Source organism: Corynebacterium argentoratense, from assembly GCF_021491455.1.
Taxonomy (GTDB): domain Bacteria; phylum Actinomycetota; class Actinomycetes; order Mycobacteriales; family Mycobacteriaceae; genus Corynebacterium; species Corynebacterium argentoratense_A.
The window spans coordinates 245,386-259,091 of the sequence record NZ_JAKETN010000004.1 but is presented as its reverse complement, the minus strand read 5'-3'; the positions used below and the strand labels follow the sequence as shown (position 1 = coordinate 259,091).

Here is a 13,706-nt window from a genome sequence, read left to right as displayed (position 1 = left end):
ATAACAATAGTGGAATGCAGGTACTATAGGCGGCATGTGTGGAATTGTCGGATATGTAGGTCACCGTAGCGGTTTGAATGTTGCCCTGGAAGCACTCCGTCGAATGGAGTACCGAGGCTACGATTCCTCAGGCATTGCGGTGGCTGATGGTCACGGCGGGTTGGGTGTCGTCAAACGCGCCGGCAAGCTCGCCAACCTGGAAGATCTAATTGAGGAAGTCGGGGCTGACACCCTTCAAGGATCGACTGCTATCGGCCACACTCGTTGGGCCACTCACGGTCGCCCCACCGATGTCAACGCACACCCACATGTCAGCTTCGACAACAAAGCTGCGATCGTCCACAACGGCATCATTGAGAACTTTGCACCGTTGCGCGCTGAGCTTGAAGCCGCTGGTGTGGAGTTGAAATCCGACACGGACTCAGAGGTTGCTGCTCACTTGCTCGCCCGTGCGTACAACGAGGGCGACACTGCCGGCGATTTCGAGGCCAGTGCGCGCTTGGTGTTGAGCCGCCTGGAGGGTGCTTTCACTCTGCTGATGATGCACGCAGATCATCCAGGAAAGATCATCGCCGGTCGCCGCTCCACCCCACTGATCGTTGGCGTGGGTTCAAACGAGATGTTCTTGGGCTCGGACGTCGCTGCCTTCATCGAATACACGAAAGACGCCGTCGAGCTTAACCAAGACAATATGGTGATTATCACCGCTGATGGTTACGAAATTTTCAACTTTGATGGCACCCCTGCCCAAGGCAAGCCCTTCCGCATCGATTGGGATCTGGCCGCTGCAGAAAAGGGCGGTTACGACTCCTTCATGATGAAGGAAATTCATGAGCAACCCGCAGCTGTGCGTGACACATTGGCAGGTCACTTCCAAGACGGCCGCGTGGTGCTGGACGAGCAGAACCTGAGCGAGTCCGACATGAAAAACCTCGACAAGGTTTATGTTGTCGCCTGCGGCTCTGCGTACCACTCTGGTCTTCTCGCAAAATACGCTATTGAACACTGGGTGCGTATCCCGGTGGAAATCGAGGTGGCTAGCGAGTTCCGCTACCGCGATCCGATTTTGGATTCCCGCACCCTCGTTGTTGCTATTTCCCAATCAGGTGAAACTGCGGACACGCTGGAAGCCGTGCGCCACGCGAAAGCCCAGGGGGCGAAGGTTTTGGCAGTGTGCAACACCAACGGTGCACAAATTCCTCGCGAAGCCGACGCAGTGCTCTACACCCACGCGGGACCTGAAATTGGTGTGGCTTCCACTAAGGCTTTCTTGGCCCAGGTCGCAGCCAACTACATCATTGGCTTGGCTTTGGCACAGGCTCGAGGAACCAAGTACCCCGATGAGATCGCCCGGATTTGGTCCGACCTGGAGTCCATTCCCGCGCAGGTCGAACAGGTGCTGACTTGTGAGGAAGAAATCCTGAGGATTGGAAAGAACCTCGGAGCCATCTCGACCATGCTCTTCCTAGGCCGCGGAGTAGGTTTCCCGGTTGCCTTGGAAGGTGCGCTCAAGCTCAAGGAGCTCGCCTATATTCATGCGGAAGGTTTCCCCGCAGGTGAGCTTAAGCACGGTCCGATTGCATTGATTGAGGACGATTTGCCGGTGGTTGTGATTGTTCCTTCCCCCCGCGGCGTCAAGACCCTGCATTCCAAGATCGTGTCCAATATTCAGGAGATTCGCGCCCGCGGTGCAAAGACGATTGTTATCGCGGAAGAGGGTGACACTGCCGTTGAACCCTTCGCAAATTGGTTGGTGCGCTTGCCTAAATCCTCGACCATTATGCAGCCGTTGCTTGCCACAGTTCCCCTGCAGTTCCTTGCTGCGGAAATCGCCCGCCAGTGCGGCAACGAGGACATCGATAAGCCGCGCAACCTTGCGAAATCCGTCACCGTCGAATAGTTAGACAGCGTCGTTAGCACCATGAAGAATCGAGCAGCAGTAGCTGCGGTGATCATCAGTTCCCTTATTTCCTCAACGTTGGTGGGGCAAGCGTCGCCAGTAGCTCGTGCTGCAGGCCTGCATTACCCTAATCCACCGAAGCAGGAGGTCCCGAAAAAGCCTGCCCCCGATGCTGGTAGTTCCTCGGCGTGGTGGATTCCGCCAGTAGTGTTGTTGGCCCCACTTGTCGCTGTCTTCGGTTGGCTGCTTGACCATGCCGGTCATCCCGCAGGATTGATCGCCCCGTGGTCTCGTAGAGGCTAAGTGGTTGCGATGCCAGCACAGCATGCACGCGCCGGGATGACCTCTGGTGGTTGCGCCGAGACCACAACTGGGGGATTGTGCGGGACCCCGGTGTATACCCCGCAGCAGGTGCGTCGTGCTGAGCAGCCTTTGCTCGCGGCACAGGGTCTGGCCCTCATGCAGTCTGCCGCGTTTGCCGTGGCTGTCGAAGCCGCGGACATGCTGCGCTCCGGCAGTACCACGCTGGGGGTTTATGGGTCGAGGGTGCTGGTTTTGGTGGGGGCCGGGAATAACGGTGGTGACGCCCTGTTCGCGGCGGCAGAGTTGGCGCGTAGGGGTGCACAGGTGAGGGTTGTTGCTTCCTCGGATTCTGTGCACATTCAGGGGGCGGAGGTTGCGCGTCGGGCCGGTGTGCGGTGGCTTGATTCTCCGAGCGCCGTGGGCGCTTTTTGTCCTGATCTGATCATTGATGGTTTGTTGGGTATTGGTGCGGAGGGGCCGCTGCGTGGTTCTGTGCGTGAAGTGATTGATGACGTCGCGGGGTGTGCGGCGGCAGGTACACCGGTGTTGGCGGTTGATCTTCCTTCTGGTGCTGATCCCATGGGTGGGGCGGTGGATTCGGCGACGTTGGTGGCGCAGCGTACGGTGACTTTTGGTGGTGTGAAGCCGGTGCATGTGTTGCGACGGTCGGTGTGTGGCCGGGTTGTGTGCAGGGGTTTGGGTATTGATGAGCAGTTGCGCCGCGAGCTTCCATGGGGGCTTAGTGTGGATGGGGGTTGTTGGCCGGTTCCGGGGGAGGAGTCGAATAAGTACACCGGTGGTGTGGTGTCGGTGTATGCGGGTAGTTCTGCGTATCCGGGGGCTGCGGTGTTGGCGGTTGCGGGTGCGGTGAGGGCGACGTCGTCGATGGTTCGTTATGTGGGGCAGTGTGCTCAGCAGGTGTTGTCGGCGTTTCCGAGTGTTGTTGTTGGGGCGGGGCGTAGTGATTGTGTTGTTGTGGGGCCGGGGAATGCGACTGCTGTGGGGGATCTGCTCGACGTGCTGCAGCGCGATGTTTCGGTGGTGGTTGATGCTGATGCGTTGACGGCTATTGCTTCGGGAGGGCATCGGGTGCGTGAGGTTCTTCGCGAGCGTTATCGTGCCGGTTTGTTGACTGTGTTGACGCCGCATGATGGGGAGTTTGAACGCCTTATGGGTAGCTCGCCGTCCCATTATGCTTCGCGGGTGGATGCTGCGCGTTGCTTAGCCAAGGAACTTGGGGCGTGTGTGCTGCTCAAGGGTCATACCACGGTGGTGGTTAGCCCGGATGATAACCAGCCGGTGTTGATTGTTCCTTCGCGATCTTCGTGGGCGGCGACCCCGGGCTCGGGGGATGTGTTGTCGGGGGTGTTGGCTGCTGTGGTTGCTGCGCAGCCGCGCGTGGAGTCGGTGGCTGTGGCTGCCTATGCCCATGCGCTCGCGGCGGCATCATTTGATGCTCCATGTGATGCGCGCCAGTTAGCGGATGCGATTAGTCCGGCTGTTGCGGAGATTGTTGCGAGGTGGCGTCGTGGTGGGTCCTAGAATGGTTAGCTATGGATATGGCCTATACCGAGATCAATCTGGATGCTATTGCGTCTAACACCCGTGTGTTGTGTGATGCTGCGCGGGAGCGGGGGGCGCAGTTGATGGCTGTGGTCAAGGCCGATGGTTACAACCATGGGGCGGTGGATGTTGCTCGGGTGATGGTTGATAACGGGGCGGATCAGTTGGGGGTTGCCACGTTGGCGGAGGCGCATGCGCTGCGTGATGCGGGTATTGATGTGCCGGTGTTGTGTTGGATTTGGTCGCCGGAGCAGGATGTTGAGGCGGCGGTGAGTCGGGGGATTACCTTGGGTGTGCCGAGTGTGAGGCACGCACGCAGGGCGGTTGAGGCCGCCGATGTTGTGGGTGGGGAAGTGCTGGTGACGGTCAAGGTTGATACTGGTTTGAACCGTTCGGGTGTGGACGAAGCAGAGTGGGTGGAGTGTTTTGGGCTGTTGGCTGCTGCCCCACGCGTTCGTGTGACGGGTGTGTTTAGCCATTTCAGTTGTGCGGATGGGGGTGATGACGCCGCGGTGGCTGCGACGGATGCGCAGATTGCGGTGTTTGAGCGTGCTATTGGGTGCGCGCGGGAGTGTGGTTTGGAGGTGCCGGTGAATCATATTGCGAATTCTCCGGCGGTGTTGTCGCGCCCGGATGCGTATTTTGACATGGTTCGTCCGGGTCTGGCGTTGTATGGGATCGATCCTTTGGAACGGCCGACTGAATTGTCGGCGCGGTTGCGTCCGGCGATGTCGTGGGCGGGCAGGGTGACCGTTGTGAAGCCGATTGCTCGGGGTGAGGGCACGAGTTATGGGCTGACCTGGGTGGCGCCGGAGGATGGTTTTACCGCGGTGGTCCCTATTGGGTATGCGGATGGTTTGGTTCGTGCTGCTCAGGGTGCATTAGAGGTCACTATCGCGGGGCGTCGTTACCCGCAGGTGGGCCGGGTGTGTATGGATCAGATTGTGGTGTGGCTGGGCGATAATGCGCATGAGGTCGCGCCGGGTGATGAGGCTGTGGTGTTTGGCTCGGGGGATCGGGGCGAGATGACGGCTGATCAGTTGGCGCGGGGCGTCGGCACGATTGCTTACGAGGTTGTGTGTAGCCCGAAGGGGCGGACGGTTCGCCATGTGGTGCGTTCGCGTAGGTGCGAGTCGATGGCGGATACGCAAGCGTTGGGCCGTGAGATTGGTGCACAGCTGGTGGCGGGCGACGTCATTATTTTGGATGGTCCTTTGGGGGCGGGTAAGACGACGTTTACGCAGGGGTTGGCGCAGGGGTTGCAGGTGAAGGGGCGTGTGACGTCGCCGACGTTTGTGATTGCGCGGGAGCATCGTTCGTTGGTTGGTGGGCCGAGTTTGGTGCATGTGGATGCTTATCGTTTGTTTGGGGAGGACCCTGAGGGTCATTCGGATGCTGGTGCGGATCCGTGGGGTGCATTGGATGCGTTGGATTTGGATAGTGAGTTGGATGAGGCCGTGGTTGTTGCCGAGTGGGGTGGGGGTTTGGTGGAGGCTTTGTCGGATAGTTATGTGTTGGTGTCGTTTGATCGGGAGAGCGCGGTTGTGGTGGATCCGGAGTCGGAGGCTCGGTTGATTACGTGGCGGCGTGTGGGGCGGGGCTAGACTGCTAGGCGTGCTTTTAACTATTGATACGTCGACGCCGGTGTTAGTTGTGGGCCTTGTGCGCGCGAGCGATATGCCTGGGGGGCAGGGGCCGGTTGTTGAGGTGTTGGCGACTCGCGAGATTGAGGATTGCCGGCAGCATAATGAGTTGCTTGTGCCGACGGTGTTGGCTGTGGTGGCTGAGGCTGGTATTCAGCTTGATGACGTCGCGGGGGTTGTTGTGGGCTGTGGGCCTGGGCCGTTTACGGGGTTGCGCGTGGGGATGGCGTCTGCGATGGCGTTGGCGGATGCGTTGGGGGTGGAGTGTGTTGGTGTGCGGTCGTTGGATGCGATTGCGGTGGATGCGTTGCGGGTTGTGGGGGATGTGGTGGATGCGTGCAGTGTGCTTGTGGTGACGGATGCGCGGCGTCGTGAGGGGTATTGGGCGCGTTATGAGTGCGGTCCGGGTTTGCCGAGGTTGGTTGAGGGGCCGGAGGTTTCACCGCCTGCGGAGATTGTGGGGGACGTGGATGTGTTGTGTGTGCCCGATGATGCGTGGGAGCGCAAGGTTGGCGCGCGGGGTCGGGTGGTTGTTGGGTGCCCGTCGGCGTGGGCGTTGGCGAAGCTTGCTGTTGGTGGGGTGACGGTGGATGTTGTGCCTTTGTATTTGAGGCGCCCGGATGCGCAGGTTCCGAAGGCGATGCGTTAGTGATGGGCGCGGATCCGGTGTTGGCGCAGTTGGATGGTGGCGCGGTGTTGCGCGTGTTGACGGTGGGGGATGCTGCGCGTTGTGCGGAGTTGGAGCGGGTGTTGTTCGCGGGGGATGATCCGTGGTCTGAGCAGGCGTTTGTTTATGAGTGTGGGAATCCGTCGACGGTGTATGTGGGGGTGGAGGATGCCGATGGTCTGTTGGTGGGGTATGCGGGTGTGGCGCGTTTGGGTCCCGTGGATGATCCGGAGTTTGAGGTGCATACGATTGGGGTGGATCCTGGATGCCAGCGGCGTGGTTTTGGTCGCGCGATGATGGATTGTCTGGTGGGGGTGGCTGACCAGGCTGGGGGGCCGGTGTTTTTGGAGGTCCGTACGGATAATGGGTCTGCGATTGCGATGTATGAGTCTTATGGTTTTGAGCGTATGGGGGTGCGTCGGAATTATTACCAGCCTTCTGGGGCGGATGCGTACACTATGGTTCGTCCGGCGGCTGTGTGAGTGGCTGTTGTGATGTTGGGGCGTGTTTGTGCGCGTCGTCGTTTGTGATTGAGAGAGCCCGAGTTATGCCTGTTTCTTCTGTTGTATCTGCTGCCAAGTCTTCTGTGGGGGAGTCGTTGTTGCAGCCGGGTGGCTCGTTGGTGGTTCTTGGGGTGGAGAGTTCTTGTGATGAGACGGGTGTGGGCATTGTTCGGGTGACGGCTTCTGCGCAGGGTGAGGATCCGCAGGTAGAGATTTTGGCGGACGTGGTTGCTTCGTCGATGGAGCAGCATGCGCGTTTTGGCGGCGTGGTTCCGGAGATTGCCTCGCGGGCGCATTTGGAGTCGATTGTGCCGGTGATGCGTGAGGCGTTGCAGGTGGCGGGTATTGAGCGTCCGGATGTGGTTGCTGCGACGGTGGGGCCTGGGTTGTCTGGGGCCTTGTTGGTGGGGGCGAGTGCTGCGAAGGCGTATGCCGCAGGATGGGGTGTTCCTTTTTATGGTGTGAATCATTTGGGTGGGCATGTGGCTGTTGCTAATCTTGATGATGAGCCGTTGCCGCATTCGGTGGCGTTGTTGGTTTCTGGTGGGCATACGCAGTTGTTGGAGGTGACGGGGGTGGGCTTGCCGATGCGTGAGCTCGGTTCGACGCTTGATGACGCCGCGGGGGAGGCGTACGACAAGGTGGCACGTTTGCTGGGGCTGGGGTATCCGGGTGGTCCGGTGATTGATAAGCATGCGGCGCGTGGTGACCGTAAGGCTATTGATTTTCCGAGGGGTTTGTCGAAGAAGTCGGATCCGGCCTATGACTTTTCTTTTTCTGGTTTGAAGACGGCTGTTGCTCGTTATGTCGAGGCTGCGCAGCGTGAGGGGCGGGAGATCAATGTTGATGATGTGTGCGCGTCGTTCCAGGAGGCTGTGTGCGATGTGTTGACGAAGAAGGCTGTGCGGGCGTGCGTGGATACGGGGGCGAAGGTGTTGTTGTTGGGTGGGGGCGTGGCGGCGAATTCTCGTTTGCGCCAGTTGGCGGAGGATCGTTGTGGTTCGGCTGGTATTGAGTTGCGGGTGCCGAGGTTGAAGTTGTGCACGGATAATGGGGTGATGATCGCGGCGTTGGCGAGCCAGTTGATTTCAGCTGGGGTGCAGCCTAGTGATCTGAATGTCGGGGTGGATCCGTCGTTGGAGGTGGAGATCCCGAGCGTGTAGCGGGTGTGTGCTGGCTGTCTGGTGCTTGTGGTGTGTGAGCGTTGAAAGTTGGCACTCTCGTGGGTAGAGTGCCAATAGACCCAGTTGTTCACCCGCGACGACGGCTGTGGTTGATTTTCCAAGTCAACTTTCACACGGAGGAATACTCGTGGCAAACGTTAACATTAAGCCGCTCGAAGACAAGATCCTTGTCCAAATCAACGAAGCCGAGACCACCACTGCATCTGGTCTGGTTATCCCGGATTCCGCTAAGGAAAAGCCGCAGGAAGCTACCGTCATCGCTGTTGGTGCTGGCCGTTTTGACGAGTCCGGCAACCGCATCCCCGTCGACGTTAACGAGGGCGATGTTGTGATCTTCTCCAAGTACGGCGGCACCGAGATCAAGTACCAGGGCCAGGAGTACTTGATCCTCGCCCAGCGCGACATCCTCGCCGTTATCGAAAAGTAAGAAGGCCCCTTTTATGGCTAAGCTCATTGCTTTTGACCAGGAAGCTCGCAAGGGTATTCAGGCTGGCGTTGATACCTTGGCGGATGCCGTCAAAGTCACCTTGGGCCCCCGTGGCCGCAACGTCGTGTTGGATAAGGCCTACGGTGGCCCCACTGTCACTAACGATGGCGTGACGATCGCCCGCGACATTGATGTCGAGGATCCTTTCGAAAACCTCGGTGCTCAGTTGGTGAAGTCTGTGGCTGTCAAGACCAACGACATCGCTGGCGATGGCACCACCACTGCTACTTTGCTGGCACAGGCTTTGATTCACGAAGGTCTTCGGGTGGTCGCTGCGGGTGCCAACCCCATCGAGCTCAACCGGGGTATCGCTGCGGGTGCTGAAAAGACTGTCGAGTTGCTGTTGGCTCGCGCCACGGAGGTCTCCGATAAGCAGGAGATCGCCAACGTGGCTACGGTGTCTTCGCGTGACCCCGAGGTCGGCGAGCTGGTCGCAGCTGCGATGGACAAGGTGGGCAAGGACGGCGTTGTGACTGTGGAGGAATCCCAGTCCATCGACACCACCGCTGACATCACCGAGGGCGTGTCCTTCGACAAGGGCTTCTTGTCGCCGTATTTCATCACCGATGTGGACGCCCAGCAGGCTGTGCTGGATGACGCCTTGGTGCTGCTAGTGCGCAATAAGATCTCCTCCCTGCCGGACTTCCTTCCGGCGTTGGAGAAGATCGTGGAGTCCGGCAAGCAGGTGCTGATCATCGCCGAGGACATCGAGGGTGAACCCCTGCAGATGCTGGTGGTGAACTCCATCCGCAAGATCTTGAAGGTCGTTGCAGTGAAGTCCCCGTACTTCGGTGACCGCCGTAAGGCATTCATGGATGATCTCGCCGTGGTTACCGCCGCAACGGTGGTTGACCCGGAGGTCGGAGTTAACTTGAACGAGATCGGCATGGATGCCTTTGGTGCTGCTCGTCGCATCACCGTCACCAAGGATCGGACTGTGATTGTTGACGGCGCGGGAACTCACGAGGCCTTGGAGGCTCGCCGTAGCCAGATTCGCCGCGAGATCGACAACACTGACTCCACCTGGGATCGCGAAAAGGCGCAGGAGCGTTTGGCTAAGCTCTCCGGCGGTATTGCTGTGATCAAGGTGGGTGCCGCTACGGAGACTGAGGTTGGCGAGCGCAAGCTGCGCGTCGAGGATGCCATCAATGCGGCTAAGGCTGCCGCTGACGAAGGCATCATCGCTGGTGGCGGTTCTGTGTTGGTTCAGATCGCTGCCGAGCTGGATGAGTACGCAGAGCAGTTTGAGGGCGATGCTCAGATCGGTGTGAAGGCACTGGCCCGTGCATTGCGTAAGCCCGCCTACTGGATTGCTGCCAACGCTGGTTTGGACGGTTCCGTGGTCGTGTCGAAGATTGCTCAGCTGCCCAATGGTGAAGGCCTTAACGCTGCCACTTTGGAATACGGCAATCTGATCGAGCAGGGGATCATTGACCCTGTGAAGGTGACGCACTCCGCTGTCGTTAATGCCACCTCGGTTGCTCGCCTGGTGCTGACTACTGAGGCTTCGGTAGTCGAAAAGCCTGCGGAGGAAGCCCCCGCCGCAGAAGCTCATCATCACCACCACTAGGACGTTGTAGTCCGCTGCTGGAGGTTGTGCTCCATCAGCGGGCTGGTGTGTGAGAACAAGGGGTGTTGTCGTGCACGCTGCAGTGTCGACGGCATCCCTTTTTGCGTGCTCGGGGATGGCTGTGAGCAGCCAAGTGTATGTGCTTTACGGCTGATCGCGATAGTGTTAAAGGCCGATGGTTGATCATGATGTGTGAAGGAGTTAGCAGTGGCCGCTGCAGAAGCAGACCGCGAGCTTGATGCGCTAGTGCCTCAAGCTGCAGCTGGCGACCAAGCAGCGCTGGCTCGCATCATGGCTATTATTCAGCCTCCACTGCTGCGTTATACCCGCGCTAGGATCACCGGCGGCAGGCACCCCAATGCCGAAGACGTGACGCAGGAAATCTGCCTGGCCGTCGCGACGTCGATTCCCAATTATGTGGACCGGGGCCGTCCTTTTATGGCCTTTGTCTACGGTATTGCAGCGAACAAGGTTGCGGATGCGCACCGTTTTCTGGCCAGGGATGTTGCTAACCCGACCGAGGATGTTCCAGAAACCGAGCATGACTCTTTCACACCAGAGCAGTTTGCGCTGGTCAGCGAGGGTAGTAACAGAGTGCGCCTTCTTCTCGATTCATTAAATGACAAAGCGAGAGAAATCATCACCCTGCGTGTGTTTGTCGGTCTTAGTGCGGAAGAAACTGCAGAGATCGTCGGTAGCACACCTGGGGCGGTTCGCGTGGCGCAGCATCGTGCGTTGGCGTCTCTCCGTAAAGCACTTGAAGAGCAGGAGCTGCAATGAGTCGCGAGTTTGAGCCTACTGAAGCCGACCTTGCCGCTGCCGACGCATACCTTGATGCGCTCTCTCGTGGTATTGATCCCAGCGATGGAAGTGACGCACTTGCGGCTATGCTGCTAGACCTGCGTCAAGAAGTCCATGGTGATGTTGCATCTGCTCCTGTTGCAGCCGTTGCTCCCGATCACGCCAATGGGGGAGCGCAGGTTGTTGACTTGCGGTCCCGTCGCGCCCGCAGGGCGGCGCATAGCGTGGATGATTCACGACGCCGCGGTCGTCGCGTCGGCCCGTTTGTGAGCGGCCTCATGGGCGCTGCGGCCGCCACCCTACTAATCGCTGGTGGTGGGGCAGCCGTGTACAACTCTGAACCAGGCGACGCCCTATTTGGCATGAACCAGGCACTGTTTGGCGATCATGCTGCTGTGATCGAATTGGCCACCACCCTGGAAGAAGCCAACACCCGCAACGCTAACGGTGATGTTGCCGGCGCTTTGGAGCTGCTGGAGCAGGCTAAGGCCATGGCTGCGGATATCAACACCAAGAATGTTGAGCAAAAGAAGCCTGCAGAAGAGCCCCGTCCTCGAGCAACTGTCACCGAAAGGGTCACCACCACGGTCGCTCCGGAGCCAGTCCCGGCAGAGCCCAAGTCCAGCGAAGCACCGACACCCGCTCCGGCGTCAGCGGCACCGACTGTGACCGTCACGGTTGTTCCTGCTCCTGGAGATCCCGCCTTCCCCGTAGACGGTAACGGCATTGAGGTAGACGAGGGTGGCAGGCCCCTGCCGACCACCAGCGTCCCCGTTCCTTTGAACCCCGACGCTGAACCCGGCGTCATTGTGAACCCCAAAACCCCCTAGCGCGGCGCGCTATGCTCCGCGCTCTGGCTCCTCGCCGTCAGTGGGGTCATCAGATTCAGTGACTGGGCCGTCATCCACACCGGTTTCCAAAAACCAGTAGGAGTATTCCTCTGCTGACATGTTCTCGAACATTTCAGCTTCGGCCTCCTCTGGGGACGGGCCAATGTATTCGTCGGTTTCTTCGTCGTACAGTTCCTGATCGGTGAACAACATGTCCTTCACCGCTTTCAATGCTTCCATGTGCTGTTTGCGCTCAGCGGTTTCGGCACACGCTAACCAGCCGTGGCAGAAGTCCCAGGTCACATAGCGCATCGGGTCTGGATTGGGGGAAGGCTCGTGCACTGGCGCAAGCTCGCCTCCAAGGCTGGCAAGCATGTTGGTGCGCATGATTTCCCAATCGTAGTAATGCATTGCGTCACAGTCGGGGCACGTCATGCAAATACCCAGGTAGCCTTCGGGCTCCAAGTGGGCTTTGAACGTGCAGAGCAGATCGTAATCCTCCCGAACCTGCTGTTCTTCCTCAGGCGTCAACGGCAGCATCTCGGCTGCATCGTCTTCATCACTGATGAAGGACGCAGGGTCGTTTGGGTCCCCCTCGAACGGGTCTGGTGGCATCATGTGGTCGTCCGTCACAAGCACCAGATTAGAGCAACCCACACACTGGGGGTAAAAGGGGCTAATTGGGGTAGGGTAATGGTTTATGACGAGCACACGCGTACCTACAGGTGGGGATGACCCAAACAAGGTGGCCTTGGTTGGCCTGACATTCGATGATGTTCTTCTGATTCCGGACGAATCCAACATCATTCCATCCGAGGTAAACACCTCTAGTCAGCTCACACGCAATATTCGCCTGAATATTCCGCTGATTTCCGCTGCGATGGATACCGTTACCGAGGGGCGCATGGCTATCGCCATGGCTCGTCAGGGTGGTATGGGTGTGCTGCACCGTAACCTTTCCATCGAGGACCAGGCCGAACAGGTCGAGATGGTTAAGCGCTCCGAGTCCGGCATGGTGACTAACCCTGCGACCTGCACCCCCGATATGGCCATCGGCGAGGTCGACGCATTGTGTGCACGCTACCGTATCTCGGGCCTGCCGGTAGTTGATGCTGACGGAACCTTGCTGGGTATTTGCACCAACCGTGACATGCGCTTCGAACATGACTTTGATCGCCGCGTCTCGGAGGTCATGACCCCGATGCCACTGGTTGTGGCGCGCGAAGGTGTCTCCAAGCAGGAAGCACTGGAGCTGCTGAGCAAGAACAAGGTAGAAAAGCTCCCGATCGTTGACGCCGATAATAAGCTCGTTGGCCTGATTACGGTCAAAGACTTCGTCAAGACCGAGCAATACCCCCATGCGTCCAAGGACGCCTCAGGTCGTCTGCTGGTAGGCGCTGGCATCGGAACGGGTACTGACTCGTGGGAGCGCGCAGGTTCGCTCGTGGACGCTGGCGTAGACGTGCTCGTCGTCGACACAGCCCACGCGCACAACTTGGGCGTGCTGGAAATGGTGTCGAAGGTGAAGCGTGAATTCGGTGACCGGGTCGACGTCATTGGTGGCAACCTTGCGACCCGCGCTGCCGCGCAAGCGATGATTGACGCCGGCGCGGACGCCATCAAGGTTGGTATTGGTCCCGGTTCTATCTGCACGACCCGCGTTGTTGCGGGTGTGGGCGCACCCCAGATCACCGCGATCATGGAGGCATCGGTTCCTGCGCACAAGGCTGGCGTTCCGATCATCGCCGATGGTGGCATGCAATTCTCCGGTGACATCGCCAAGGCTTTGGCAGCCGGCGCATCCACAGTGATGTTGGGTTCGCTTCTCGCAGGTACCGCTGAGGCTCCCGGAGAGACCGTCGTGGTCAATGGCAAGCAATACAAGATGTACCGCGGCATGGGCTCCTTGGGAGCTATGCAGGGGCGCGGCTTGTCGGGCGAAAAGCGTTCCTTCTCCAAGGACCGCTACTTCCAGGCCGACGTCAAGAGCGAAGAAAAGCTTGTTCCTGAAGGCATCGAGGGGCGCGTGCCCTTCCGTGGCCCGCTGGATCAGATCACCCACCAGTTGGTCGGTGGCCTGCGAGCAGCCATGGGCTACACAGGTTCGGCTACCATTGAGGATCTTCACAACGCGAAGTTCGTCCAGATCACCGCTGCGGGCCTGCGTGAGTCCCACCCTCACGACATCCAAATGACCGTCGAGGCACCCAACTACTACCAGCGCTAGTGTGACCGAGCGCTGGAACTGTAACAAG

The 13,706-nt window shown here is 59.1% G+C and carries 12 protein-coding genes and 2 pseudogenes; 13 read left to right on the top strand and 1 reads right to left on the bottom strand.

Annotated elements, in window-relative coordinates:
• The first annotated feature begins 34 nt into the window (after nt 1-34).
• The 12 genes and pseudogenes from glmS (at nt 35) to L1C91_RS07115 (ending at nt 11,451) form a co-directional block, all read left to right on the top strand.
• The gene (gene glmS / locus L1C91_RS07165) at nt 35-1,900 is read left to right on the top strand and encodes a glutamine--fructose-6-phosphate transaminase (isomerizing) (protein ID WP_234858656.1); all 1,866 of its coding nucleotides are present in this window, start codon (nt 35-37) and stop codon (nt 1,898-1,900) included.
• A gap of 21 nt (nt 1,901-1,921) precedes the next feature.
• On the top strand, nt 1,922-2,203 hold the full coding sequence (locus tag L1C91_RS07160; protein ID WP_234858655.1) for a hypothetical protein: 282 nt from the start codon (nt 1,922-1,924) through the stop codon (nt 2,201-2,203).
• A gap of 9 nt (nt 2,204-2,212) precedes the next feature.
• Complete coding sequence (locus L1C91_RS07155; protein WP_234858654.1) at nt 2,213-3,745, top strand: NAD(P)H-hydrate epimerase; 1,533 nt, start codon at nt 2,213-2,215, stop codon at nt 3,743-3,745.
• 11 nt (nt 3,746-3,756) lie between these two features.
• Nucleotides 3,757-4,872: pseudogene (alr, locus tag L1C91_RS07150) on the top strand (alanine racemase); the annotation flags it as partial.
• A 30-nt stretch (nt 4,873-4,902) separates the two neighbouring features.
• Entirely contained in the window at nt 4,903-5,370 is a 468-nt protein-coding gene (tsaE, locus tag L1C91_RS09470) for a tRNA (adenosine(37)-N6)-threonylcarbamoyltransferase complex ATPase subunit type 1 TsaE (protein WP_328219665.1), read from the top strand.
• A 10-nt stretch (nt 5,371-5,380) separates the two neighbouring features.
• Nucleotides 5,381-6,058 carry a tRNA (adenosine(37)-N6)-threonylcarbamoyltransferase complex dimerization subunit type 1 TsaB gene (gene tsaB / locus L1C91_RS07145; RefSeq protein ID WP_234858652.1) on the top strand — a complete coding sequence of 226 codons (678 nt, stop codon included), beginning with the start codon at nt 5,381-5,383 and terminating at the stop codon, nt 6,056-6,058.
• A gap of 2 nt (nt 6,059-6,060) precedes the next feature.
• Nucleotides 6,061-6,558 (top strand): ribosomal protein S18-alanine N-acetyltransferase, encoded by a 498-nt coding sequence (rimI, locus tag L1C91_RS07140; protein ID WP_234858651.1) that lies wholly within the window; start codon nt 6,061-6,063, stop codon nt 6,556-6,558.
• Between the two features lie 137 nt (nt 6,559-6,695).
• Nucleotides 6,696-7,742 (top strand): tRNA (adenosine(37)-N6)-threonylcarbamoyltransferase complex transferase subunit TsaD, encoded by a 1,047-nt coding sequence (gene tsaD / locus L1C91_RS07135; RefSeq protein ID WP_234858694.1) that lies wholly within the window; start codon nt 6,696-6,698, stop codon nt 7,740-7,742.
• Nucleotides 7,743-7,890: 148 nt separating this feature from the next.
• Nucleotides 7,891-8,190 (top strand): co-chaperone GroES, encoded by a 300-nt coding sequence (groES, locus tag L1C91_RS07130; protein WP_046203784.1) that lies wholly within the window; start codon nt 7,891-7,893, stop codon nt 8,188-8,190.
• Nucleotides 8,191-8,203: 13 nt separating this feature from the next.
• The gene (groL, locus tag L1C91_RS07125; protein ID WP_234858650.1) at nt 8,204-9,820 is read left to right on the top strand and encodes a chaperonin GroEL; all 1,617 of its coding nucleotides are present in this window, start codon (nt 8,204-8,206) and stop codon (nt 9,818-9,820) included.
• A gap of 207 nt (nt 9,821-10,027) precedes the next feature.
• Nucleotides 10,028-10,600 carry a sigma-70 family RNA polymerase sigma factor gene (locus L1C91_RS07120; protein WP_234858649.1) on the top strand — a complete coding sequence of 191 codons (573 nt, stop codon included), beginning with the start codon at nt 10,028-10,030 and terminating at the stop codon, nt 10,598-10,600.
• Entirely contained in the window at nt 10,597-11,451 is an 855-nt protein-coding gene (locus tag L1C91_RS07115; protein ID WP_234858648.1) for a hypothetical protein, read from the top strand. Before L1C91_RS07120 ends, L1C91_RS07115 begins: the two co-directional genes overlap by 4 nt.
• Nucleotides 11,452-11,724: 273 nt before the next feature.
• On the opposite strand, the pseudogene L1C91_RS07110 reads toward L1C91_RS07115, so the two are convergent.
• Nucleotides 11,725-12,069, bottom strand: a pseudogene (locus tag L1C91_RS07110) (DUF5319 family protein); the annotation flags it as partial.
• An 82-nt stretch (nt 12,070-12,151) separates the two neighbouring features.
• On the opposite strand from L1C91_RS07110, the gene guaB reads away from it, so the two are divergent.
• Nucleotides 12,152-13,678 carry an IMP dehydrogenase gene (gene guaB, locus L1C91_RS07105; protein WP_234858647.1) on the top strand — a complete coding sequence of 509 codons (1,527 nt, stop codon included), beginning with the start codon at nt 12,152-12,154 and terminating at the stop codon, nt 13,676-13,678.
• Nucleotides 13,679-13,706 lie beyond the last annotated feature (28 nt).

Coding starts and splice junctions, on each gene's coding strand:
- guaB (WP_234858647.1), top strand. CDS start 12,152: ATGACGAGCACACGCGTACCTACAGGTGGGGATGACCCAAACAAGGTG.
- glmS (WP_234858656.1), top strand. CDS start 35: ATGTGTGGAATTGTCGGATATGTAGGTCACCGTAGCGGTTTGAATGTT.
- rimI (WP_234858651.1), top strand. CDS start 6,061: ATGGGCGCGGATCCGGTGTTGGCGCAGTTGGATGGTGGCGCGGTGTTG.
- tsaE (WP_328219665.1), top strand. CDS start 4,903: ATGGCGGATACGCAAGCGTTGGGCCGTGAGATTGGTGCACAGCTGGTG.
- L1C91_RS07155 (WP_234858654.1), top strand. CDS start 2,213: ATGCCAGCACAGCATGCACGCGCCGGGATGACCTCTGGTGGTTGCGCC.
- L1C91_RS07160 (WP_234858655.1), top strand. CDS start 1,922: ATGAAGAATCGAGCAGCAGTAGCTGCGGTGATCATCAGTTCCCTTATT.
- L1C91_RS07115 (WP_234858648.1), top strand. CDS start 10,597: ATGAGTCGCGAGTTTGAGCCTACTGAAGCCGACCTTGCCGCTGCCGAC.
- groL (WP_234858650.1), top strand. CDS start 8,204: ATGGCTAAGCTCATTGCTTTTGACCAGGAAGCTCGCAAGGGTATTCAG.